Here is a 20,755-nt window from a genome sequence, read left to right on the forward strand (position 1 = left end):
CGATGGAAACCCAGCTGCCCGGCGATCCGGTCAAGGCGATCGAGCGCCCGCAGGTGGTCACCCAGTCGCTGCTCTACCTCGACGGCGTCTCGGTGAGTTTCGACGGCTTCCGCGCCATCAACAACCTCTCGCTGATCATCGCCCCCGGCGAGATGCGCGCCATCATCGGCCCCAACGGGGCCGGCAAGACGACGATGATGGACATCATCACCGGCAAGACCAAGCCGGATGCCGGCGACGTCATCTTCGACGGTCAGGTCGATCTCACCCAGCTCGACGAGACGTCCATCGCCAATCTCGGCATCGGCCGCAAGTTCCAGAAGCCCACCGTCTTCGAGATGCACACGGTGGAGGACAATATCGAGATGGCGGTGAAGGCCGACCGCACCGTCTTCGGGACGCTGTTCTCGCGCCATTCGGCGGAGATCTGGCGGCGGGTCGACGATATCCTCGGCATCGTCAGGCTCGGCGACCACAGGAAGCGCCCTGCCGGCGATCTCTCCCACGGCCAGAAGCAGTGGCTGGAGATCGGCATGCTGCTGGCCCAGGACCCCAAGCTCCTGCTGGTCGACGAGCCGGCGGCCGGCATGACCGACGTCGAGACCGGCGCGACGGCCGATCTCCTGAAGGACATCGCCAAGACCCATTCCGTCGTCGTCGTCGAGCACGACATGGGCTTCATCCGCGAACTCGGCGTCAAGGTCACCTGCCTGCACGAGGGCTCGGTGCTCGCCGAGGGCAGCCTCGACCAGGTCAGTTCGGACGAGCGGGTGATCGAGGTCTATCTTGGGCGGTGACCATGCTTGAAGTGAAGAACGTCGACCTCCACTACGGCGCCGCCCAGGCGCTGCGCGACGTGTCGATCGTCGTCGAGCCGGGCAAGGTCACCTGCGTCCTCGGCCGCAACGGCGTCGGCAAGACCTCGCTGATGCGCGCCATCATCGGCCACCAGCCGATCTCCGGCGGCGAGATCCTGTGGGAGGGGCGCGACATCACCCGCATGCCGCCCTTCGAGCGGGCCCGCCGCGGCATCGCCTATGTGCCGCAGGGCCGCGAGATCTTCCCGCTCCTCACCGTGAAGGAAAATCTCGAAACCGGTTTCGCACCGCTGAAACGTGCCGACCGCTCGGTGCCCGACGACATCTTCTCGCTCTTCCCGGTGCTCAAGGACATGCTCGGCCGCCGCGGCGGCGATCTCTCCGGCGGCCAGCAGCAGCAGCTCGCCATCGGCCGGGCGCTGGTCACCCGGCCGCGCCTCATCGTGCTGGACGAGCCGACGGAAGGCATCCAGCCCTCGATCATCAAGGATATCGGCCGCGCCATCGATTATCTCAGGCAGAAGGGCGACATCGCCATCCTGCTGGTCGAGCAATATCTCGACTTCGCCGAAGAACTCGGCGACCGCTTCTATGTGATGGAGCGCGGCCGCGTGGTGGTCCAGGGCCTCAAGGGCGAGGTCGACCGCGACGCGCTGCACCGGAGCATGGCGATCTGAGGGCCGCCGCGCCGGCAGTTGATCAGCCCCTTTGCCGATTCAATGTCCGGCGCGCTTCGTCTATCGTGCCGCACCGGAGAGCACATGCATGTCTGAAGGCCCCTTCTCGCGCGGCGTCGTCGCCGCCCCCCATGCAGCGGCGGCGGAAGCCGGGCGGCAGATCCTGGCGGAAGGCGGCAACGCCATCGAGGCGATGATCGCCGCGGCGGCCACCATCGCCGCCGTCTATCCGCACATGACCCATCTCGGCGGCGACGGCTTCTGGCTGATCCACCAGCCGAGCCGGCGGGTCCACGGCATCGAGGCCTGCGGCTTTGCCGGCGAGAGGGCGACCCTCAAGTCCTATCTCGACAAGGGCCATGACGAGATCCCCTCGCGCGGGCCCCTGGCGGCCCTGACCGTTCCCGGCGCCGTCGGCGGCTGGCGCCTGGCCAACGCCATGGCCAAGGCCTCGGGCGGCACCCTGCCGCGCACGGTCATGATGGAGCCGGCGATCCGCGCCGCACGCGAGGGCTACAAGGTCAGCCGGTCGCAAGCGAGCCTCACCGTCGACAAGCTCTATGAGCTGAAGGACTGCCCCGGCTTCGCCGAAACCTTCCTCGTCAGCGGCAAGCCGCCGGCCGAAGGGACGGTGATGAAACAGGCGGCCCTCGCCGACTCGCTCGAACATCTGGCGCGGGCGGGCTTCCAGGACGCCTATCGCGGCGACGTCTCGCGCGAACTTGCCCGCGACCTCGAGGAAATGGGTTCGCCCATCACCCGCGCCGACCTGCAGGCCTATTACGCCGTCGAGCGCACGCCGCTGACCCTCGCCCACAGCTTCGGCGACATCCACAACATGCCGCCGCCGACGCAGGGCCTCGCCTCGCTGATGATCCTCGGCATCGTCGACCAGCTCGACGCCATGCATGGCGCCGTGCGTCCCGACACGGTCGCCTTCGTCCACCGCATCGTCGAGGCGACGAAGCGCGCCTTCCTCGTGCGCGACCGTTTCGTCACCGATTTCGACCGCCTCGACGGCTCTCCCCTCGACCACCTGCGCGCCGAGGCCCTGAAGGCGGAGGCCGGCGCCGTCTCCCTCGATCGCGCCCTTCCCTGGCCGCACAGGGCGGCTCCCGGCGACACGATCTGGATGGGCGCCGCGGATTCGGAGGGACGCGTCGTCTCCTACATCCAGTCGATCTACTGGGAATTCGGTTCGGGCTGCGTGTCGAAATCGACCGGCTTCCTGATGCAGAACCGCGGCGCGAGCTTCGTCCTCGACCCCACCGCGCTCAATCCGCTGGAGCCGGGCCGTCGCCCCTTCCACACGCTCAACCCGGCCATGGCGCAGCTGAAGGACGGGCGCGTCCTCGCCTATGGCACCATGGGCGGTGAAGGCCAGCCGCAGACCCAGGCGCAGATCTTCGAGCGCCACATCCGCCATGGCCAGCCGCTGGAGGCAGCCCTCGACGCGCCCCGCTGGCTGCTCGGCCGCACCTGGGGCTCCTCCGTCACCAGCCTGCGCTTCGAGAACCGCTTCGACGAGAGCCTCGTGCGCCAGCTCGGCGCTATGGGCCACCAGACCGCGATCCTCGACGAGGCCTATTCCGACACGATGGGCCATGCCGGCGGCGTCACGCTGCACAAGGACATGTCGCTGTCCGGTGCCCATGATCCGCGCGCCGACGGCGGCGCCGCGGGCCTCTAGCCGATGCCGCCCGGCTGGGCTGCCCGGCCGCGATCTCGCATCGGCGGAGCAGAGCGCGTATGGTCCGTGATCCCGAGCGCCATCAAAGACCTGACATGGATTCGTCTCTCCCCGAAAGCCGCGCCAAGCGACAGGCCGCCATCCGAGGCCCCCTGATCGAGGCCTCCGTCCTCGCCGCCGACCTCGAGACCATCACCGTCGCCGCCGGCAAGACCCAGGATGCGCGAGCCGAGGTGGTCCAGATCCTCAAGCGCCGCCTGGCGGAAGCTCGCCGCACCGCCGAGGAGCGGTTGATCGCGACCTCCGACGGGCGCGGCTGCGCCGAGGCCCTGTCGCATTTCCAGGACGATGTGATCCGCGCCCTCTACCGCTGGATCATGGACCAGCTCTACCCCTCGGAGAATCCCTCGTCCGGTGAGCGCATGGCCATCGTCGCCACCGGCGGCTACGGCCGCGGCATGCTGGCGCCGGGCTCGGATATCGATCTCTTGTTCCTGCTGCCCTACAAGCAGACGGCCTGGGGCGAGAGCGTCGCCGAGGCCATGCTCTACTGCCTCTGGGACATGGGGCTGAAGGTCGGCCACGCGACCCGCTCCGTCGACGAGTGCATCCGCCAGGCCCGCACGGACTTCACCATCCGCACCGCCCTGCTCGAGGCGCGCTACATCCTGGGCGACGCGCAGCTCTTCGGTGAACTGGAGCGGCGCTTCGTCGCCGAGGTCGTCCGTGACACGGTGCCCGAATTCGTCGCCGCCAAGCTCGCCGAGCGCGACGAGCGCCACCGCAAGACCGGCCAGTCCCGCTATCTCGTCGAACCCAACGTCAAGGACGGCAAGGGCGGCCTGCGCGACCTGCACACGCTGTTCTGGATCGCCCGCTACGCCTACCGCGTGAAGACCGATGAGGAACTCGCCAAGAAGGGCGTCTTCACCCGCCGCGAAGCGCAGATGTTCCGCCGCTGCGAGACATTCCTGTGGACCGTGCGCTGCCACCTGCACTTCCTCACCGGGCGGCAGGAGGAGCGCCTGTCCTTCGACCTGCAGCGGGAACTGGCGCCGCGTCTCGGCTACCGCGGCCATAACGGCCTGGTCGATGTCGAGCGCTTCATGAAGCACTACTTCCTCATCGCCAAGGATGTCGGGGATCTCACCGCCATCCTCTGCGCGGAGCTGGAGGAGCGGCACGAGAAGCCCGCGCCCGTCCTCGACCGCTTCATCGCGCGGCTCAGGCCGAAGTCGCGCCGCGGCTTCAAGGAGAGCCCGGACTTCCAGATCGACCACGACCGCATCACGGTGGCGGACGATCAGGCCTTCGCCCGCGATCCCGTCAACCTCATCCGCATGTTCTGGCTGGCGGACCGCTACAACCTCGCCTTCCACCCCGACGCCATCCGGCTGCTTACCAAGTCGCTGAAGCTCGTCGACGACAAGCTGCGCAACGACCCGGCGGCGAACCAGCTGTTCCTGTCCATCCTGACCTCGGCGAACACGCCCGAGATCGTTCTGCGGCGGATGAACGAGGCCGGCCTCCTCGGGCGCTTCGTCCCGGATTTCGGCCGGGTCGTCGCGATGATGCAGTTCAACATGTACCACCACTACACGGTGGACGAGCACCTGCTGCGCTGCATCGGCATCCTCCAGCAGATCGAGCGCGGCGGCGATCCGAGCCTCGGCCTCGCCGCCGATCTCGTGAAGACCGTGCAGCCGCGCAACCGCGACCTGCTCTATGTCGCGCTGTTCCTGCACGACATTGCCAAGGGCCGCCCCGAGGACCACTCGACCGCCGGTGCGAAGATCGCCCGCAAGCTCTGCCCGCGCTTCGGCCTCAATGCGCTGGAGACCGAGACGGTCGCCTGGCTGGTCGAGCAGCATCTGGTCATGTCGACCATTGCCCAGTCGCGCGACCTCGCCGAGCGCAAGACCATCGAGACCTTCGCCAATGTCGTCCAGTCGCTGGAGCGGATGAAGCTGATGCTGATCCTCACCACCGCCGACATCATGGCGGTGGGGCCGGGCGTCTGGAACGGCTGGAAGAGCCAGTTGCTGCGGACCCTCTATTACGAGACCGAGCCGGTCGTGACCGGCGGTTTCTCCGAGGTCAACCGCTCCCGCCGCGTCGAGATCGCCCAGGAGGAGTTCCGCCGCGCTGTGCCTGCGAGGCTGCCCGCTCTCTCCGGCGACGCGCTGGAGACCTATATCGGCCGTCACTACGCCGCCTACTGGCTCAAGGTCGACCTCGCCACCAAGATCGAACATGCCCGCTTCCTCAAACAGGCCGAGGACGAGGGGCGCTCCCTCGCCACCCGCATCGAGCTCGTCGACGGCCAGGGCGTCATCCACCTGACCGTTCTCGCCCCGGACCACCCGCGGCTCTTGTCGATCATCGCCGGAGCCTGCGCCGCGACGGGCGCCAACATCGTCGGCGCGCAGATCTACACCACCACCGACGGCCTCGCGCTCGACACCATCTCGATCACCCGCGCCTTCGACCGCGACGAGGACGAGGAGCGCCGGGCGGGCCGCATCGCCGACGCCATCGAGAAGGCGCTGCGCGGGGAGATGAAGGTCGGCGAGGCAGTGGCCGCCGCCGCCAAGAAATCGCCATCGCGCCATCGCTCGCGGACGTTCCGCATTGCTCCGGACGTCTCGATCAACAACACCTGGTCGACCCGCTACACGGTGATCGAGGTCTCCGGCCTCGACCGCCCGGGGCTCCTGCACGACCTGACCTCGGCCCTCTCCCGCCACAGCCTCAACATCGCTTCCGCCTATGTCGCGACCTTCGGGGAGCGCGCCGTCGATGTCTTCTATGTCACCGACCTGATGGGCGCGAAGATCCAGTCGGCCCAGCGCCAGACGGCGATCCGCAAGGTGCTGACCAATGTCCTGGAGGACGAGGGCGCGCGCTGACCGGCCTTGGAACGCCGTGGAGAGGTTTGCAGACCGGGAGTGCGTCCTTCGAGGCTCGCACTCGGACGATGCTTGACGCATCGCCGAGGGCTCGCACCTCAGGATGAGGAGGGGCTATGCTTTGCAACGCCGTCGAACGCAGACCGAGCCAGGCGTCTCTTGAGAGACGGTGCAGAACACCACCCTCCTCATCCTGAGGTGCGAGGGCAAAGCCCGAGCCTCGAAGGACGCACTGGCGTCGGGCAGGTCACCCATGGATACCCACCCGGACGCCGCCCGTTAACCCTGCCGAACGATGAAGGCCCTCCGCAAAATCGCCTTAACCGCCCCTTCATCGCGCCGGCTTTACCCGTGAAGAGCGGCATCAGGATGAAAAAGGGGCGGACCAGGCGGTCATGGCGCGGCGCGGCGGAAAGGGCGAGCGGATCGAACCGAGCTTCGGCACGGGGCGCGGCGGTGCGGACCTCCGCGCCACGCGCGAGGATCGTCCCTGGCTGCGCTTCGGCGAACCACCGAAACCCGCCAGGCCCGCCAGGCCCCGCCGCAGCGATCCCGTCGAGGACGAGGCCCCCGTCGCGAAGGGCCGACGGCAGTCCGAAGGCCGGCGCGACCGCGCCGAGAAGCCGCGGCGCCGCAGGCGCCGGGGCATTCTCGGCACACTGGTCATCTGGGGCGCGACGCTGTCCATCTGGGGCCTGATCGTCGTCGCCGGCATCGTCGCCTGGTATGCCGCCCATCTGCCGCCGACCCATACGCTGGAAGTACCGCCGCGACCGCCGAACATCGCCATCCTGGCCGCCGACGGCGCCGAACTCGCCAATCGCGGCGATACCGGCGGAGCGGCGATCCAGCTCAAGAGCCTGCCCAAACACGTCCCCCAGGCGCTGATCGCCATCGAGGACCGGCGCTTCTATTCGCATTTCGGTCTCGACGTGGTGGGCCTCGCCCGCGCCGTCGTCACCAATGTCACCAATCGCGGCGTCCATCAGGGCGGCTCGACGCTGAGCCAGCAGCTCGCCAAGAACCTGTTCCTGGCGCCCGACCGCACCCTCGGCCGCAAGGTCCAGGAAGCGCTGCTCGCCCTCTGGCTGGAGCACAATTACTCGAAGGACCAGATCCTCGAACTCTATCTGAACCGCGTCTATTTCGGCGCCGGCGCCTATGGCATCGAAGCCGCGGCGCGCCGCTACTACGACAAGCCGGCGACGGCCCTGACGCTGCAGGAGGCCGCCGTCATCGCCGGCCTGGTGAAGGCGCCCTCGCGGCTGGCGCCGACCCGCAATCCTGGTGGCGCCCAGGCGCGTGCCCAACTCGTGCTCGCCGCCATGGCCGACCAGGGCTACATCACCGAGGCCCAGGCGCAGACCGCGCGCAGCAACCCCGCCCAGGCCAGCCGCGCCATTCCCGGCGGCTCCATCAACTATGTCGCTGACTGGATCATGGATCTCATCGACGACTATGTCGGCAAGGTCGAGACAGACCTGACGGTCGAGACCACCATCGTCGGCCCGGTGCAGCAGGCGGCCGAGGCGGCCCTCGTCGAGACACTCGCCCGCGGCGGCCAGCGCTACAACGTCGGTCAGGGCGCCGTGGTCGTGCTCGACCGCGACGGCGCCATTCGCGCCCTCGTCGGCGGGCGCGACTATGCCCAGAGCCAGTTCAACCGGGCGGTCGCGGCGCGCCGGCAGCCGGGCTCCGCCTTCAAGCCCTTCGTCTATCTCGCCGCCCTCGAGCGCGGCCTGACCCCGGACACGATGCGCAACGACGCTCCAGTCGCCATCGCCGGCTGGCGCCCCGAAAACTACACCCGCGACTATCGCGGCGAGGTCAGCATGACCACCGCCCTCGCCGCCTCGCTCAACACGGTCGCCGTGCGCCTCGGCCAGGAGGTCGGTCCGCGCAGCGTCGTCCGCACGGCCCAGAAGCTCGGCATCGGCTCGGCGCTCGCCGCCAACCCCTCCATCGCGCTCGGAACGTCGGAGGTGAACGTCCTGGAACTCGTCGGCGCCTATGCCCCCTTCGCCAATGGCGGCACCGGCGTCATCCCCCATGTCATCACGCGCATCCGCAGCGCCAACGGCCGCGTGCTCTTCCAGCGCCAGCCCATGACCAACGGCCAGGTCGTCGAGCCGCGCCATGTCGCGATGATGAACGCCATGATGAACCAGACCACCGTCTCGGGAACGGCGCGCACCGTGCGCCTGCCGGGCTGGATCGTCGCGGGCAAGACCGGCACCAGCCAGGAATTCCGCGACGCCTGGTTCGTCGGCTATACGGGACGCTTCGTCGCAGGCGTGTGGCTCGGCAACGACGACGGCACGCCGACCCGTCGCCTCACCGGCGGCGGCCTGCCCGTCGACATCTGGAACAGGGTCATGGCCGAGGCCCACAAAGGCCAAACCATCGTCGATCTTCCCGGAAACTGGCGTTCCTACGATGCTCCGGGCCGGATTTTGCCAGGTGAAGCCCTCGACCAGCCCATGACCCTGTCGCGTGTCGACCCTGGCGGGCGCCGTCCGCAGCGTCCCGCCGAACCCGAAGATCGCAGCGCCGTGGTCCGCCCGCAGCAGGAGGGGGGCTTCCTGGAACGCCTGTTCCGCTAGCCCCTCGCTCTTGCGGGTCCCGGCAGCAACCCTACATGCAGGACTCCCGGTTGGGCCGGATTGGCAGTGGAGGAACGGTGCGATGATGAAGATCGTCTGGTGGGGAGCCTTCGTCGGCGCCGCCTTCTGGTCGGTTTTCGCCTGGATCGCCTATGCCGTGGTCGACACGGTCGGGACCGGCGCGTCGAGCGTCGGTACGGTGCCGGGTTTCCCGGCCGAGCCCTTCACCTTCGCCTGGATCGCCGGCCTCGTGCATGGCCTCGGCGTCTCGGCGGTCACGGTCACCTGGCTCTTCGGCATCGCCTTCATCTTCGGCGTGCCCCTCGTCATGCAGCGTGTCTTCGGTCGTCGGCGCGCGCAGGCGTCCCTGCCGGCCCGCCAGGCAGGAGCTTCATCGATCCCCGGCCAGTCATGGGGTTCGTCGATTCCCGGCGGACAACCGGTTTCCGCGCCGCCGCGTGACCGCGCGACAGGACGCTGACCGAAGCCCTATTCGAACAGATCGGCGAATGTCAGGTCGAGGCCGGCGACGCCCTTGAGGATTTCGGACAGGTGATGGCTCATCGCCGCCACCGCACGCTCCGCGTTACCGTCCTCGATTGCGTTCAGGATCGCCTGATGCTGCTGGACCAGCGGATCCATCGACCCCGGTGAATGCAGCGTCAGCGCGCAGACGCGGTCCATATGCGCCTTCTGCATCTCCACGGCCGTCCAGGCCTCCATGCAGTCCGCGCCCTCCGCCAGGGCGATATGGAACAGGCTGTCGAGCCGCTGGAAACCGGCATGATCACCCGCCCGCGCCGCCGTCTCTTGGGCGGCGATCAGCGAGGCCGCGCGGTCGCGATAATGCGTGTCAAACCGCTCGCAGGCACGCCTGACGATGGCCACCTCGATCGCCTCGCGGATGAAGCGGGCGTCGAGCATGCGCCGGACGGAGAGCTTCACCACCACGGTCCCGCGCTGCGGCTGGACGTCGAGGAGACCCTGCCGCATCAGCGCGATGAAGGCCTCGCGGACGGGCTGCCGCGACACCTGAAACCGCTCGGCGATCTCCGACTCCGACAGGCGTTCGCCCGGACGGATCGTCAGGTCGATGATGCCGGCGCGCAACTCGCGCTCGACCCGCGCCGCGGCGCTCTCCTGCATGCGCGGCAGGGACTGGATCGGGAGTGCGATCGTCATCGGTCGATGGATCCCATTTTCTTCTCTTGAACTTCCATACAAGTGCATACTAGAATTGGTGCGGATCAGGAAGTCTGCATTTCGCAAGGCTCCGATTGCCACGTTCCCCACCACAAGAAGGGAACATTGTTTCCACCGGGAGGATCCCATGCTGACACGCCGCATCTTCGTGTCCACCGCCGGCGCCATCGTCGCCAGCCCCGCAATCATCGGTCGGCCTGCCGCCGCCCAGACCACGGTCACCCTGCGCTCCACGGACATTCATCCCGATGGTTATCCGACCATCGATGCGGTGAAGTTCATGGGCCAGCTCCTCGAGCAGCGCACCAGCGGCCGCATCAAGATCAACGTGTTCCACTCGGCCCAGCTCGGCCAGGAGCGCGACACGATCGACCAGACCCGTTTCGGCGTCATCGACATGAACCGCATCAACATGGCGCCGTTCAACAATCTGATCGCGTCGACCAACATTCCCTCGCTGCCCTTCATCTTCCGGTCCGTCGCGCATATGCGCAACGTCATGGACGGGGCGATCGGCGACTCGATCCTCAACGACTTCTCCGCCCACGGCCTCGTCGGCCTGGCCTTCTACGATTCGGGCTCGCGGTCCTTCTACAATTCCAAGCGACCAATCACGACGCCCGCCGACATGCGCGGCATGAAGATCCGTGTCCAGCAATCGGACATGTTTGTTGCCCTGGTGCAGGCTCTCGGCGCCAACGCGACGCCGATGCCCTTCGGCGAGGTGTTCACCAGCCTGCAGACCGGCGTCATCGACGGGGCCGAGAACAACTGGCCCAGCTACGAATCGACCCGCCACTTCGAGGTCGCCAAGTTCTATTCGCTCTCCGAGCACTCGCTCAGCCCCGAGGTTCTGGTGATGTCGAAGCGCTCCTTCGACAGGTTCAATGCCGCCGACCAGGCCCTCGTCCGCGCCGCAGCGAAGGAATCGGTCGCGAAGATGCGAGAGCTCTGGGACGCCCGCGAGAAGGCCTCCGAGGCGAAGGTCCGCGCCGGTGGCGCTGTCATCAACACTCTGGAGAAGCAGCCCTTCATCGACGCCATGAAGCCGGTCTACGACCGCTTCGTCACGGACGCGAAGATGAAGGAACTCGTGGCGCGCATCCAGGCGCTGACCTGAGCGGCCGGCCGGACCCGCCGACGGCGGGTCCGGCTCCCCGGCTGATCCCACGCCCCGCACGCCACTGGCGCAGACGAGCCCCCATCGAGATCCCATGCGCGCCATCCTTGCTGTTCTCTCGCCGATCGCAGCCATCCTCAGCCGAATTTCGCTCCTCACCGCGGGCGTCGGCATCATCATCATGACGGTGCTCGTCTTCTGGAGCATCTTCGGTCGCTACATCCTCAACGATACGCCGACCTGGACGGAGCCGGCGGTGCTGTTGCTCATGAGCTGGTTCATCCTGCTCGGATCTGCCAGCGGGGTCCGCGAGCGCAGCCATATCGGCTTCGAGATCGGGCTGGCGGCATCGCCGCCGCCGCTGCGTTTCGCGCTCAAGCTGGTCACCGAGATCCTGCTCATCGGCTTCGGCCTCGCCATGGTCGGCTACGGAACGCAGCTCGCCGTCGGCACCTGGAGTGCCATGACGCCGATGATCGGCATCAGCCAGGGCTGGGACTACGTCCCGGTCGCCGTCGGCGGCGTATTGGTCACCCTCTTCTCGATCGAGCGCCTGCTGATGGTTCTGGCGGGCACAGATCAGACCGTCGCTTCCTCCATCGAACAGATCTGAGGCCGCGACGATGGAACTCCTGATCCTCTTCGGCTCCTTCACCCTGCTGCTGCTGATCGGCATGCCCATCGCCTTCTGCCTCGGCGTCGCCTCGCTCGCCACGGTCCTCTACATGGACGTGCCGCCGGTGGTGATCTTCCAGCAGATGAACTCCGGCATGAACGCCTTCGCCATGATGGCGATCCCCTTCTTCATCTACTCCGGCGACCTGATGCTCCGTGGCGGGATCGCCGAGCGCCTGATCGCCTTCGCCGCCTCGCTCGTCGGCCACCTGCGCGGCGGGCTCGGTCAGGTCAACATCCTGACCTGCACGCTGTTCGGCGGCATTTCCGGGTCGGCGGTAGCCGATGCGTCGGCGGTCGGCGGTCTGATGATCCCGCAGATGGTGAAACGCGGCTACGACGCTGACTACGCCGTCAACGTCACGGCGAACGCGGCGATCATCGCGCTGCTGATCCCCCCCTCGCACAACATGATCATCTACTCCCTGGCGGCGGGTGGAAACCTGTCGATCGCCGACCTGTTCACCGCCGGCATCGTCCCGGGCCTGATGCTGGCGGGTTCCCTGATGGTCGCCGCCTATGTCGTGGCGCGCCGACGCGGCTATCCCCTCGGCGTCTTTCCGGGCTGGATGATGGTGGCCCGCACCCTCGTCATCGCCGTCCCCGGTCTCCTGCTCATCGCCATCATTTTCGGCGGCGTGCGCTCCGGCATCTTCACCGCCACCGAGAGTTCCTGCGTCGCGGTCGTCTACGCCTTCCTCGTCACCGCCCTGGTCTATCGCCAGCTGACTTGGGAGAGCTTCGTCGAGGCAACGCTCGGCGCGGTTCGGACCACCGCCATGGTCCTGCTCGTTATCGGCACCGCCGGCGCCTTCGGCTGGCTCATGGCCTTCCTCCAGGTGCCGGCCCAGACGGTCGCCTTCATGAAGAGCGTGACCGACGACCCCGTCATGATGCTCCTGCTCATCAACGTCATCCTGCTCTTCCTCGGCACCTTCATGGACATGGCGCCGATGATCATCATCCTGACGCCGATCCTGCTGCCCGTCGTGAAGGCATTCGGTGTCGATCCCATACACTTCGGCGTCATCCTGATCCTGAACGCCGGCATCGGTCTCAACACACCACCCGTCGGCTCCGTCCAGTTCGTCGCCTGCGCCATCGGCAAGGTGTCGATCGGCGAGAGCATGAAGACGATCTGGCCCTTCTACGGCGCCTCCGTCGTCGTGCTGCTGCTGGTCACCTACGTGCCGGCCTTCTCGCTCTGGCTGCCCGCCCTCTTCCGCTGATCAATCGCCCAAAGGTTCGCCATGTCCATCGCCGTCCGCCAAGCCTCGCATCCGGAAGCTGCGAGGCATTTCGACACCACAGCCCTGCGCGCCCATTTCCTCATCGAGACCCTGTTCGTCCCGGACGAGGTGAACCTCACCTACAGCCATGTCGACCGCATCGTCGTCGGCGGCGCGATGCCGGTGGCACGTTCCATCACGCTGGAAACACACAAGGCGCTGGGGCAGCCGACCTTCCTCGCCAGGCGCGAACTCGGCGTCTGCAATGTCGGCGGTCCCGGACGGATCGTCTGCGACGGCGAAGCCTTCCAGGTGAACCTGCGCGACATGCTCTACATCGCGATGGGAACAACCGACGTCGCGTTCCATTCGGACGACCCGCAGAACCCCGCCAGGTTCTACCTTTTCTCCACCCCGGCCCATGCACGACACAAAACGGTCCTCGTCCGCGAGGCCGACGCCAATGCCCTCGAACTCGGCAGCCAGGACCAGGCGAACACCCGTACCCTGCGCCAGTACATCATCCCGGGCCGGGTCGATTCCTGCCAGCTCGTCATGGGCCTGACGACGCTGAAGCCGGGCAATATCTGGAACACGATGCCGAGCCATGTCCATGACCGCCGCTGCGAGGCCTATCTCTATTTCGACCTGAAGGACGACGCCCGCGTCTTCCACCTGATGGGCCAGCCGGAGGAGACGCGCCACCTCGTCGTCGCGAACGAACAGGCGATCATCTCCCCGCCCTGGTCGGTCCATTCCGGCTGCGGCACCGCCGCCTATTCCTTCATCTGGGCGATGGGAGGCGACAACCAGGACTTCACCGACATGGACATGGTGCCCATGGGAGCCTTGCGATGACGACGGGCACGGACATCTTCCTGCACGACGGCGACGTCGCCTGGACCGATCTCGGCGGCGGCGTGAAGCGCAAGATCCTGACCTATGACGCCAGCGTCATGCTGGTCCGCGTGGTTTTCGAGAAAGGGGCCGTCGGTGCGCCCCACTATCACCACCATATCCAGTGCACGCTGGTCGCCAGTGGCCGCTTCGAGGTCACGATCGGTGATCGCAGCACGGTTCTCGCGGCAGGCGACAGCTTCATCGTGCCGACCAATGTCGTCCATTCGGTCATCGCGCTGGAGGCGGGCGAACTCGTCGACACTTTCACGCCCCTGCGCCAGGACTTCCTCTGACGCGGCGGCTGGAGCGTGACAGCCGGCCGCCCGCCCTCTCACCGTTGCGATAGCGGCCCGGCGAGGAGTGTCACTCGGCCGCCAGCGGCAAGGCGGATTGAGGCACCGCCTCGCTCGCGGGCGGAGCGCTGGCCGCCGGCACCGGCTTGCGGACCCGGAACCAGACCGCATAGAGGGCCGGCAGGAACACCAGGGTCAGGATCGTGGCGCCGAGCAGGCCACCGCCGATGGTGATCGCCATCGGCCCCCAGAACAGCGAACTCGCCAGCGGGATCATGGCCAGAATCGCAGCGAGCGCGGTCAGCACCACCGGCCGCGACCGGCGCACGGTCGCCTCGATGATGGCGTCGTAGAGCGAATAGCCCGCCGCCACCTCCTCGTCGATCTGCTGCACCAGGATCACCGTGTTGCGCATGATCATGCCGGCCAGCGCGATCAGGCCGAGCAGCGCCACGAAGCCAAAGGGCGCGTTGAGCAGGTTCAGGGCGAGCGACGCGCCGACGATCCCCAGCGGCGCGGTGAGGAACACCAGCGCGAGCCGCGAGAACGACTGAAGCTGGATCATCAGCACCGCGAGCATACACAGCAGCATGATGGGGAAGAGCACGAAGATCGACGCATTGGCCTTGGCCGATTCCTCCACCGCACCGCCCTGCTCGATCCGCATACCGGCAGGAAGCGTGGCGATGAGATCCTTGAGGGCCGCCTGCACCTGGGCGCTGACCTCCGGCGGCTGAACACCGTCGACGACGTCAGCACGCACCGTCATCGTCAGATCGCGGTTGCGCCGCCACAGGATTGGATCCTCCTGCTCGTACTGGATGCGCGCCACCTGGGCGAGCGGCACGGGAACGCCGCCGCGGCTGGAGATCGTCAGGTCACCGATGCGGCCGAGATCGACGCGTTCGGAGGGAACGGCACGGGCGACGATGTCCACCTTCTCGGTCCGGTCACGGACCGTGGTGATGGTGACGCCGGTCAACAGGGTCTGCAGCGTCTGCGCCACGTCCTGGACGTTGAGCCCGAGCGCGCGGGCACGGTCCTGGTCGACGATCAGGCGTACCGACGGCGACTGCTCGTTCCAGTCGCGATGTGCGTCGCGGGTGTTGGGATTGGCGCGCATGATGTCGCGCACCTTCTGCGCCGTCTCCCGCACCAGCTCCGGCTCCGAACCCATGACGCGGAACTGGACGGGGAAGCCGACCGGCGGGCCGAAGTTGAAACGGTCGACGCGCACCCGCGCTTCCGAAAGGGCACCGGCGGCGATCTCGCGCTCCAGCCGCGACTTGAGCCGTTCGCGCGCCACGAGGTCCTTCGCCTGAATGACGATCTCGGAGAAGGATTCGTCGGGAAGCTGGGGATTGAGGCCGAGCCAGAAGCGCGGCGACCCCTGCCCCACATAGGTGGTGTAGGTCTTCACGTCGGCATCGCCCTTGAGCAGGACCTCGCCACGCTTGGCCGTTTCCAGCGAGGCGGTGATGGCGCTGCCCTGCGGCAGGCGCATCTGCAGGAACAGCTCGGTCCGCTCGGAAACCGGGAAGAACTGCTGCTGGACGCGGCCGAAGGCGACGATCGAGGTGGCGAAGATGATCACGGTGGCGGCGACGACGAAGAACTTGTGGTTGACCGACCAGCGAATGACGGCGCGCAGCCGGTTGTAGACGGGCGTCTCGTAGATGGCATGCGGGTTGGAATGGTCCGGCTTCGGCGGCGCCGGCTTGCCGCGCTTGAGGGCGCGGGCGAGCTTCTTCTGGTACCTGCGCTCCTCCAGGGCATGGAAATCGGGCAGGAACTGCGCCCCGAGATAGGGCGTGAAGATCACCGCCACGAACCAGGAGGCGATCAGCGCAATACCGACGATCCAGAAGATCGAGCCCGTGTACTCGCCGGTGGATGAGTTGGCGAGGCCGACCGGCATGAAGCCGATGGCGGTGACGAGGGTGCCGGTCAGCATCGGAAAGGCGGTCGAGGTCCAGGCATAGGCCGCCGCGGACATCCGGTCCCAGCCCTGCTCCATCTTCACCACCATCATCTCGACGGCGATGATGGCGTCGTCGACCAGCAGGCCGAGCGCGATGATGAGGGCGCCGAGCGAGATGCGGTGCAGGTCGATGCCCATCGCGAACATGGCGACGAAGACAATGGCGAGCACCAGCGGCACCGACAGGGCGACGATGATGCCGGTGCGCCAGCCCAGCGACAGGAACGACACCAGAAGCACGATGCCGAGGGCCTCGAGGAACACCTTGACGAACTCGGCGATCGCCTTCTGGACGATATAGGGCTGGTCGGCGATCTGGCCGAGTTCGATGCCGGCCGGCAGGTCGCGGCGGAACTCCGCGCTCGCCGCCGCGAGATCGACGCCCCACTGCGAAATGTTGCCGCCCCGCTGCATGACGACACCGACGAGAACAGCCTGCTGGCCTTCCTGGCGGATGAGATAGGTCGGCGGATCGACGAAGCCGCGCGTGATCGTAGCGATGTCGCCGAGGCGGAAGATGCGGCCGTTCACGTCGATCGGCGTGGCGGCGACCGCCTCCACACCGTTCAGGGCGCCGGTGACGCGCAGCGGCACGCGGGCCGATCCCGTGTCGATCGTACCAGCGGGAACCATGGCGTTCTGCCTCTGCAGGCTGTCGAAGATCGCCGTGGCCGGCACGCCCAGCGTCGCCAGCTTGGCATGGCTGAACTCGACGAAGATGCGCTCGTCCTGGGCGCCGTAGAGATTGACCTTGGTGACGTTCGCGACGCGCAGCAGGCGGCTTTTCAGCACCTCGGCATAGCGCTTGAGATCGGCATAGGACGCGCCGTCGCCCGTCAGGGTGAAGAGCACCGCGTCGACGTCGCCATACTCGTCGTTGACGTTCGGCCCGATCAGTCCCGCCGGCAGGTCGGAGCGGATGTCGTCGAGCTTCTTGCGCAGCTGATAGAAGAGTTGCGGCACGTCGCGCGCCGGCGTCTGGTCGCGGAACTGCACCTGCATCGCGGTGAATCCCGGCTTGGTATAGGTCTGCACGCGCTCGAACCAGGGCAGTTCCTGGAGCTTCTTCTCGATCCGCTCCGCCACCTGATCCTGCATCTCGCGGGCCGTGGCCCCGGGCCAGATCGCCGTGATGACGGCGACCTTGATGGTGAAGGAGGGATCCTCCGCCTGGCCGAGCCGCATGTAGGAGATGATGCCGGCTCCGGCCACGGCGAGCAGCATGAACAGGACGAGCGCCTTGTGCGTGACGGCCCAGTGCGACCAGTTATTGCGGGTCAGGCTGGGATCATGGCTGTCGTGGGCGGCAGACATCGGAGCGCTCCGCGGGGAATCCAGAGGGCAGACTGTTGGATATGGCCGACGACTGCGTCAGCGGGCGCCGACGATGCGCACGCGCTGGGCGATATCGAGCTTGTGGACGCCGAGGGTGACGACCTTGTCGCCTTCCGCGACGCCGTCAGCGATGAGAACCTCGCGGCCGTCATAGCCGGCGACCGTCACCGGCTTCAGCGACAGCTGGCCGGTGGCCGCATCGACGACGAAGACGGAGGCGCCGCGCCCTTCGGAAAAGAGCGCGGAGATGGGGAGGCGAGCCACGCGGGCGGACGCGGGCTCGCCAGCCGTGACGGTCGCAGTCATACCAATGACCACGCCGTCATCGGCGTCTTGAATGGTGAAACGGGCCTGGAAGGTCCGGGTGGCGACATCGGCCGATGCGGCGAGTTCGCGCAGGACGGCCGGATAGGTCTTGTCGGCGTTCGACCACAGCGAGACCCGGGCGGCGCCGGACCGGCGCAGATCGTCGATCAGTGCCTCGGGAATGGCGACGACGGCCTCCCGTTCGCCGGAACGCGCCAGCCGCACCACCGGCGTGCCGGCCGCGACCACCTGGCCGGGCTCAGCCAGCGTCGCCGTGACGACGCCGTCGCTGTCGGCGACCAGGGTCGCATAGGCCAGCTGGTTGGCGGCGAGGTCGAGGGAGCGCTTGGCGCGATCGAGCCTGCCGCGGGCATCGGCGGTCCGGGCAAGCTGCGCGTCGAGGGTCGCCTGCGTCGCCCATCCGGCGGCACGAAGGTCCTGCGTCCGCTTGTCCTGCGCGAGGGAGGAGGACACGTTCACCTCGGCGGCCGCGAGCTCGGCTGCGGCCTGCTGCATCTGCAGCGAGAGATCCGCCGAGTCGAGGCGGGCGAGCGCCTGACCGCGCACGACCCGTTCGCCCTGCTGGACGAGCCGCTCGGAGACCTTGCCGGCAACGCGGAAGCCGAGATCGCTCTCGACGCGCGGCCGGACGGTGCCGACGAAGGACCGCTCACGCACCAGCGGCTTGAACATGACCGGCTCGGCACGAACGGCGCGCGGTGGCGCATCCTCCGGCTTGGCGTCCGGGCGGGCATTGCTGTCGGTGCAGGCGGCGAGCCCGACGGCCAGCAGGCCGGCGGTGAAGAGGGGCAGGATGCGAAGGCCGTCTGAGCGGGACATGGCTTGGGTCCTCAGGCTTTCAGGGCGCGGATGGCGAACTGGGTCAGGCGGCTCGTCTGCTGGTCGAGATCGTTGTTGAGCGCGCAATGAGCGATCAGGGTCGGGTGAAAGACGCTGGCGTGGCACTGCTTGAAGGAGAGGGCAGCCTCGACCGGGTCCCGCACCACGAAGGTGCCGGCCGTCATGCCGTCGCGGATCACCGCGGCGAAGAGCGCGACGAGCGCCTCCAGATGGGCCTGGACGACATGCCAGTTCTCGGTCATCGCCGCTTCGACCATGTCGTAGAGGCGCTTCTCGTCCATGAACTGCGACTTGTTGAACCGATGGATGGCCATGGCCATGCGCGCCAGGCGTTCCTCCGCCGGCACGGCGTGCTCGGCCGCGATATGGCTCAGGGCGTCGTGACAATGCTCCAGCAGCCGGCGCGCGATTTCCTCGCAGATCGCCGACTTTGACGGGAAGAAGCGATAGACATTGGCCGAGCTCATCCCGAGTTCGTTGGCGATATCGGCGATCGCGGTCTTGCCGTAACCGACACGGCGAAAGTGCTCCTCCGCGACGACGAGGATGCGTTCGCGCGTTTCGTCTGCGGTGAAGCGGGCCCGGATGGACATGATACCTATGTGCTTACGACTGATGATTTTGGAAATCTAACACTTATCAGGAATGCGTCAAGGGACTCTCTGTCGCAGTGCGGCAACGGCGTTAACATCGCCCTTCGCAGTCGCAAAAAACAGCCCGCCAGGCGAACCTGACGGGCTGCGATCCTGCTGCCACGATACGTGCAGGAGATGGCCGACTTTGCGGAAATTCGGGGTCAGGACAGCCAGTTGCGGCCGTTGTACCAGGTGTCGATCTCGCTCTTCGCCTGATCCTTGGCGTAACCGTAGCGCTCCTGCAGCTTGCCTTCGAGTTGGTCGCGGCGGCCGGCGATCACGTCGAGATCATCGTCGGTGAGCTTGCCCCACTGTTCCTTCACATTGCCCTTCAACTGCTTCCAGTTGCCTTCGACACGGCCCCAGTTCATCGCCATGATCCTCCTCGATATGGGATGCCCGGTAAACGCCCGGCAGTGCGGCTGGTTCCGCCGCCGCAACCGCTTCCTGCCCGGAGTTCAGCGTGGCTTGCCGCGCAGACGCCCCACGATACCCGTCGGGAAGAAATAGACGCTCAGCACGAAGAGGATGCCGAGGAGCAGCAGCCAGCGGTCCGGGTGCAGCAGCTTCGACAGGAGCGGCAGGCCCTCGGTCGCCGCCGAGGCCGTGCCCATCAGCTTCTGCAGATAGTTCTGCGCCACGATGAACAGCGTCGCGCCCACCACCGCGCCGTAGAGCGTGCCCATACCGCCGATGACGACCATGAGCAGGATGTCGAGCATGATGGCGAAGGACAGCGTCGTGTCCGGGCCGGTATAGCGCAGCCAGATCGCACTCATCGCCCCCGCCAGCACGGCCATGGCCGCCGCGAGGCAATTGGCGACAATGCGGTAATAGACGACGCGGTAGCCCAGCGCCTCGGCCCGCACGTCGTTCTCGCGGATCGCCTGCAGGACGCGGCCGAAGGGCGAGTTGACCACCCGCAGCGCCAGCAGGAACAGCGTCACCGCCGCAGCGAAGACGAGGTAATAGGCGAGGATGCGGCCGTTGATCACCGTGCCGAAGACCGGCGTCTCGAACAGCCGGAAGCCCGGGCGCAGCGACGGCGGCACCGAGAAGGAACGGCCATCCTCGCCGCCGGTATATTCGGAGAACTGGGTCGCGAGGATCAGGAAGGCCGAGGCCACGGCGAGCGTGATCATGGCGTAGAAGATGGCGCGCACGCGCAGCGACAGGAGCCCGATCAGGAAAGCGAGGACAACGCCGACGAGGAGAGCGAGGAGAATGCCGAGCGCGATGACGCCCCAACTCGCGCCGAAGGCGTAGAGCCCGAGGCCGACGCCGTAGCCGCCGATCCCGAAGAACATCGTGTGGGCGAAGGAGACGATGCCCGTATAGCCGAGCAGCAGGTCGTAGCTCGCCACCAGCACGATGAAGATGCAGACCTTCGCCGCCGTGTTGATCGCCGCCGCCCCCGGAAACAGGAAGGGCGCGAAAGCGAGGCCGACGACGATGGCGACGAGGAGTCCGGTCAGCACGCGACTGCGCGGATAATCGCCGGAGAGCAGCGTGTTCAGCAT

17 protein-coding genes are annotated in these 20,755 nt (G+C 67.2%); 11 read left to right on the top strand and 6 right to left on the bottom strand.

What is annotated here, in order from left to right:
* Nucleotides 1–2: 2 nt before the first annotated feature.
* The 6 genes from urtD to Q8O26_RS07185 all read left to right on the top strand — a co-directional run bounded on the left by urtD (nt 3) and on the right by Q8O26_RS07185 (nt 9,178).
* Nucleotides 3–797: an urea ABC transporter ATP-binding protein UrtD gene (gene urtD / locus Q8O26_RS07160; protein ID WP_371134482.1), complete on the top strand. Its 795-nt coding sequence runs from the start codon at nt 3–5 to the stop codon at nt 795–797.
* 2 nt (nt 798–799) lie between these two features.
* Nucleotides 800–1,495, top strand: a complete 696-nt coding sequence (gene urtE / locus Q8O26_RS07165) for an urea ABC transporter ATP-binding subunit UrtE (protein WP_305574810.1) — start codon at nt 800–802, stop codon at nt 1,493–1,495.
* Nucleotides 1,496–1,583: 88 nt separating this feature from the next.
* Nucleotides 1,584–3,185 (top strand): gamma-glutamyltransferase family protein, encoded by a 1,602-nt coding sequence (locus tag Q8O26_RS07170; protein WP_305574811.1) that lies wholly within the window; start codon nt 1,584–1,586, stop codon nt 3,183–3,185.
* Between the two features lie 95 nt (nt 3,186–3,280).
* On the top strand, nt 3,281–6,094 hold the full coding sequence (locus Q8O26_RS07175; RefSeq protein ID WP_305574812.1) for a [protein-PII] uridylyltransferase: 2,814 nt from the start codon (nt 3,281–3,283) through the stop codon (nt 6,092–6,094).
* Between the two features lie 395 nt (nt 6,095–6,489).
* On the top strand, nt 6,490–8,697 hold the full coding sequence (locus Q8O26_RS07180; RefSeq protein WP_305574813.1) for a transglycosylase domain-containing protein: 2,208 nt from the start codon (nt 6,490–6,492) through the stop codon (nt 8,695–8,697).
* A gap of 82 nt (nt 8,698–8,779) precedes the next feature.
* Entirely contained in the window at nt 8,780–9,178 is a 399-nt protein-coding gene (locus Q8O26_RS07185; protein WP_305574814.1) for a hypothetical protein, read from the top strand.
* Between the two features lie 8 nt (nt 9,179–9,186).
* On the opposite strand, the gene Q8O26_RS07190 is transcribed toward Q8O26_RS07185, so the two are convergent.
* A complete protein-coding gene (locus Q8O26_RS07190) occupies nt 9,187–9,879 on the bottom strand; it encodes a GntR family transcriptional regulator (protein WP_305574815.1) in 693 nt (230 codons plus the stop codon).
* Nucleotides 9,880–10,027: 148 nt separating this feature from the next.
* Between Q8O26_RS07190 and Q8O26_RS07195 the strand changes: the two genes are divergently transcribed.
* From Q8O26_RS07195 to Q8O26_RS07215, 5 genes are all read left to right on the top strand, one after another.
* Nucleotides 10,028–11,020, top strand: coding sequence for a TRAP transporter substrate-binding protein (locus Q8O26_RS07195; RefSeq protein ID WP_305574816.1), 993 nt, complete (start codon nt 10,028–10,030; stop codon nt 11,018–11,020).
* A 94-nt stretch (nt 11,021–11,114) separates the two neighbouring features.
* A complete protein-coding gene (locus tag Q8O26_RS07200; protein WP_305574817.1) occupies nt 11,115–11,633 on the top strand; it encodes a TRAP transporter small permease in 519 nt (172 codons plus the stop codon).
* A 10-nt stretch (nt 11,634–11,643) separates the two neighbouring features.
* Entirely contained in the window at nt 11,644–12,924 is a 1,281-nt protein-coding gene (locus tag Q8O26_RS07205) for a TRAP transporter large permease (protein ID WP_305574818.1), read from the top strand.
* A 21-nt stretch (nt 12,925–12,945) separates the two neighbouring features.
* Complete coding sequence (gene kduI, locus Q8O26_RS07210) at nt 12,946–13,782, top strand: 5-dehydro-4-deoxy-D-glucuronate isomerase (RefSeq protein ID WP_305574819.1); 837 nt, start codon at nt 12,946–12,948, stop codon at nt 13,780–13,782.
* Nucleotides 13,779–14,117: a cupin domain-containing protein gene (locus Q8O26_RS07215; protein WP_305574820.1), complete on the top strand. Its 339-nt coding sequence runs from the start codon at nt 13,779–13,781 to the stop codon at nt 14,115–14,117. The genes kduI and Q8O26_RS07215 overlap by 4 nt, the downstream gene beginning before the upstream one ends.
* Before the next feature lie 70 nt (nt 14,118–14,187).
* On the opposite strand, the gene Q8O26_RS07220 is transcribed toward Q8O26_RS07215, so the two are convergent.
* The 5 genes from Q8O26_RS07220 to Q8O26_RS07240 all read right to left on the bottom strand — a co-directional run bounded on the left by Q8O26_RS07220 (nt 14,188) and on the right by Q8O26_RS07240 (nt 20,755).
* Nucleotides 14,188–17,379 (bottom strand): efflux RND transporter permease subunit, encoded by a 3,192-nt coding sequence (locus tag Q8O26_RS07220; RefSeq protein ID WP_305574847.1) that lies wholly within the window; start codon nt 17,377–17,379, stop codon nt 14,188–14,190.
* A 90-nt stretch (nt 17,380–17,469) separates the two neighbouring features.
* Nucleotides 17,470–18,579 carry an efflux RND transporter periplasmic adaptor subunit gene (locus tag Q8O26_RS07225; protein WP_305574821.1) on the bottom strand — a complete coding sequence of 370 codons (1,110 nt, stop codon included), beginning with the start codon at nt 18,577–18,579 and terminating at the stop codon, nt 17,470–17,472.
* Between the two features lie 11 nt (nt 18,580–18,590).
* Nucleotides 18,591–19,193 (bottom strand): TetR/AcrR family transcriptional regulator, encoded by a 603-nt coding sequence (locus Q8O26_RS07230; RefSeq protein WP_305574822.1) that lies wholly within the window; start codon nt 19,191–19,193, stop codon nt 18,591–18,593.
* 203 nt (nt 19,194–19,396) lie between these two features.
* Nucleotides 19,397–19,606, bottom strand: coding sequence for a CsbD family protein (locus tag Q8O26_RS07235; protein WP_305574823.1), 210 nt, complete (start codon nt 19,604–19,606; stop codon nt 19,397–19,399).
* 87 nt (nt 19,607–19,693) lie between these two features.
* Entirely contained in the window at nt 19,694–20,755 is a 1,062-nt protein-coding gene (locus Q8O26_RS07240; protein WP_305574824.1) for a branched-chain amino acid ABC transporter permease, read from the bottom strand.

This window comes from Phreatobacter sp., from assembly GCF_030691135.1.
Taxonomy (GTDB): domain Bacteria; phylum Pseudomonadota; class Alphaproteobacteria; order Rhizobiales; family Phreatobacteraceae; genus Phreatobacter.

Bases quoted from the DNA above. Each gene is read 5' to 3' on its own strand.
- urtD (WP_371134482.1), top strand. From the start codon at position 3: ATGGAAACCCAGCTGCCCGGCGATCCGGTCAAGGCGATCGAGCGCCCG.
- urtE (WP_305574810.1), top strand. From the start codon at position 800: ATGCTTGAAGTGAAGAACGTCGACCTCCACTACGGCGCCGCCCAGGCG.
- Q8O26_RS07170 (WP_305574811.1), top strand. From the start codon at position 1,584: ATGTCTGAAGGCCCCTTCTCGCGCGGCGTCGTCGCCGCCCCCCATGCA.
- Q8O26_RS07175 (WP_305574812.1), top strand. From the start codon at position 3,281: ATGGATTCGTCTCTCCCCGAAAGCCGCGCCAAGCGACAGGCCGCCATC.
- Q8O26_RS07180 (WP_305574813.1), top strand. From the start codon at position 6,490: ATGGCGCGGCGCGGCGGAAAGGGCGAGCGGATCGAACCGAGCTTCGGC.
- Q8O26_RS07185 (WP_305574814.1), top strand. From the start codon at position 8,780: ATGATGAAGATCGTCTGGTGGGGAGCCTTCGTCGGCGCCGCCTTCTGG.
- Q8O26_RS07190 (WP_305574815.1), bottom strand. From the start codon at position 9,879: ATGACGATCGCACTCCCGATCCAGTCCCTGCCGCGCATGCAGGAGAGC.
- Q8O26_RS07195 (WP_305574816.1), top strand. From the start codon at position 10,028: ATGCTGACACGCCGCATCTTCGTGTCCACCGCCGGCGCCATCGTCGCC.
- Q8O26_RS07200 (WP_305574817.1), top strand. From the start codon at position 11,115: ATGCGCGCCATCCTTGCTGTTCTCTCGCCGATCGCAGCCATCCTCAGC.
- Q8O26_RS07205 (WP_305574818.1), top strand. From the start codon at position 11,644: ATGGAACTCCTGATCCTCTTCGGCTCCTTCACCCTGCTGCTGCTGATC.
- kduI (WP_305574819.1), top strand. From the start codon at position 12,946: ATGTCCATCGCCGTCCGCCAAGCCTCGCATCCGGAAGCTGCGAGGCAT.
- Q8O26_RS07215 (WP_305574820.1), top strand. From the start codon at position 13,779: ATGACGACGGGCACGGACATCTTCCTGCACGACGGCGACGTCGCCTGG.
- Q8O26_RS07225 (WP_305574821.1), bottom strand. From the start codon at position 18,579: ATGTCCCGCTCAGACGGCCTTCGCATCCTGCCCCTCTTCACCGCCGGC.
- Q8O26_RS07230 (WP_305574822.1), bottom strand. From the start codon at position 19,193: ATGTCCATCCGGGCCCGCTTCACCGCAGACGAAACGCGCGAACGCATC.
- Q8O26_RS07235 (WP_305574823.1), bottom strand. From the start codon at position 19,606: ATGAACTGGGGCCGTGTCGAAGGCAACTGGAAGCAGTTGAAGGGCAAT.
- Q8O26_RS07240 (WP_305574824.1), bottom strand. From the start codon at position 20,755: ATGCTGAACACGCTGCTCTCCGGCGATTATCCGCGCAGTCGCGTGCTG.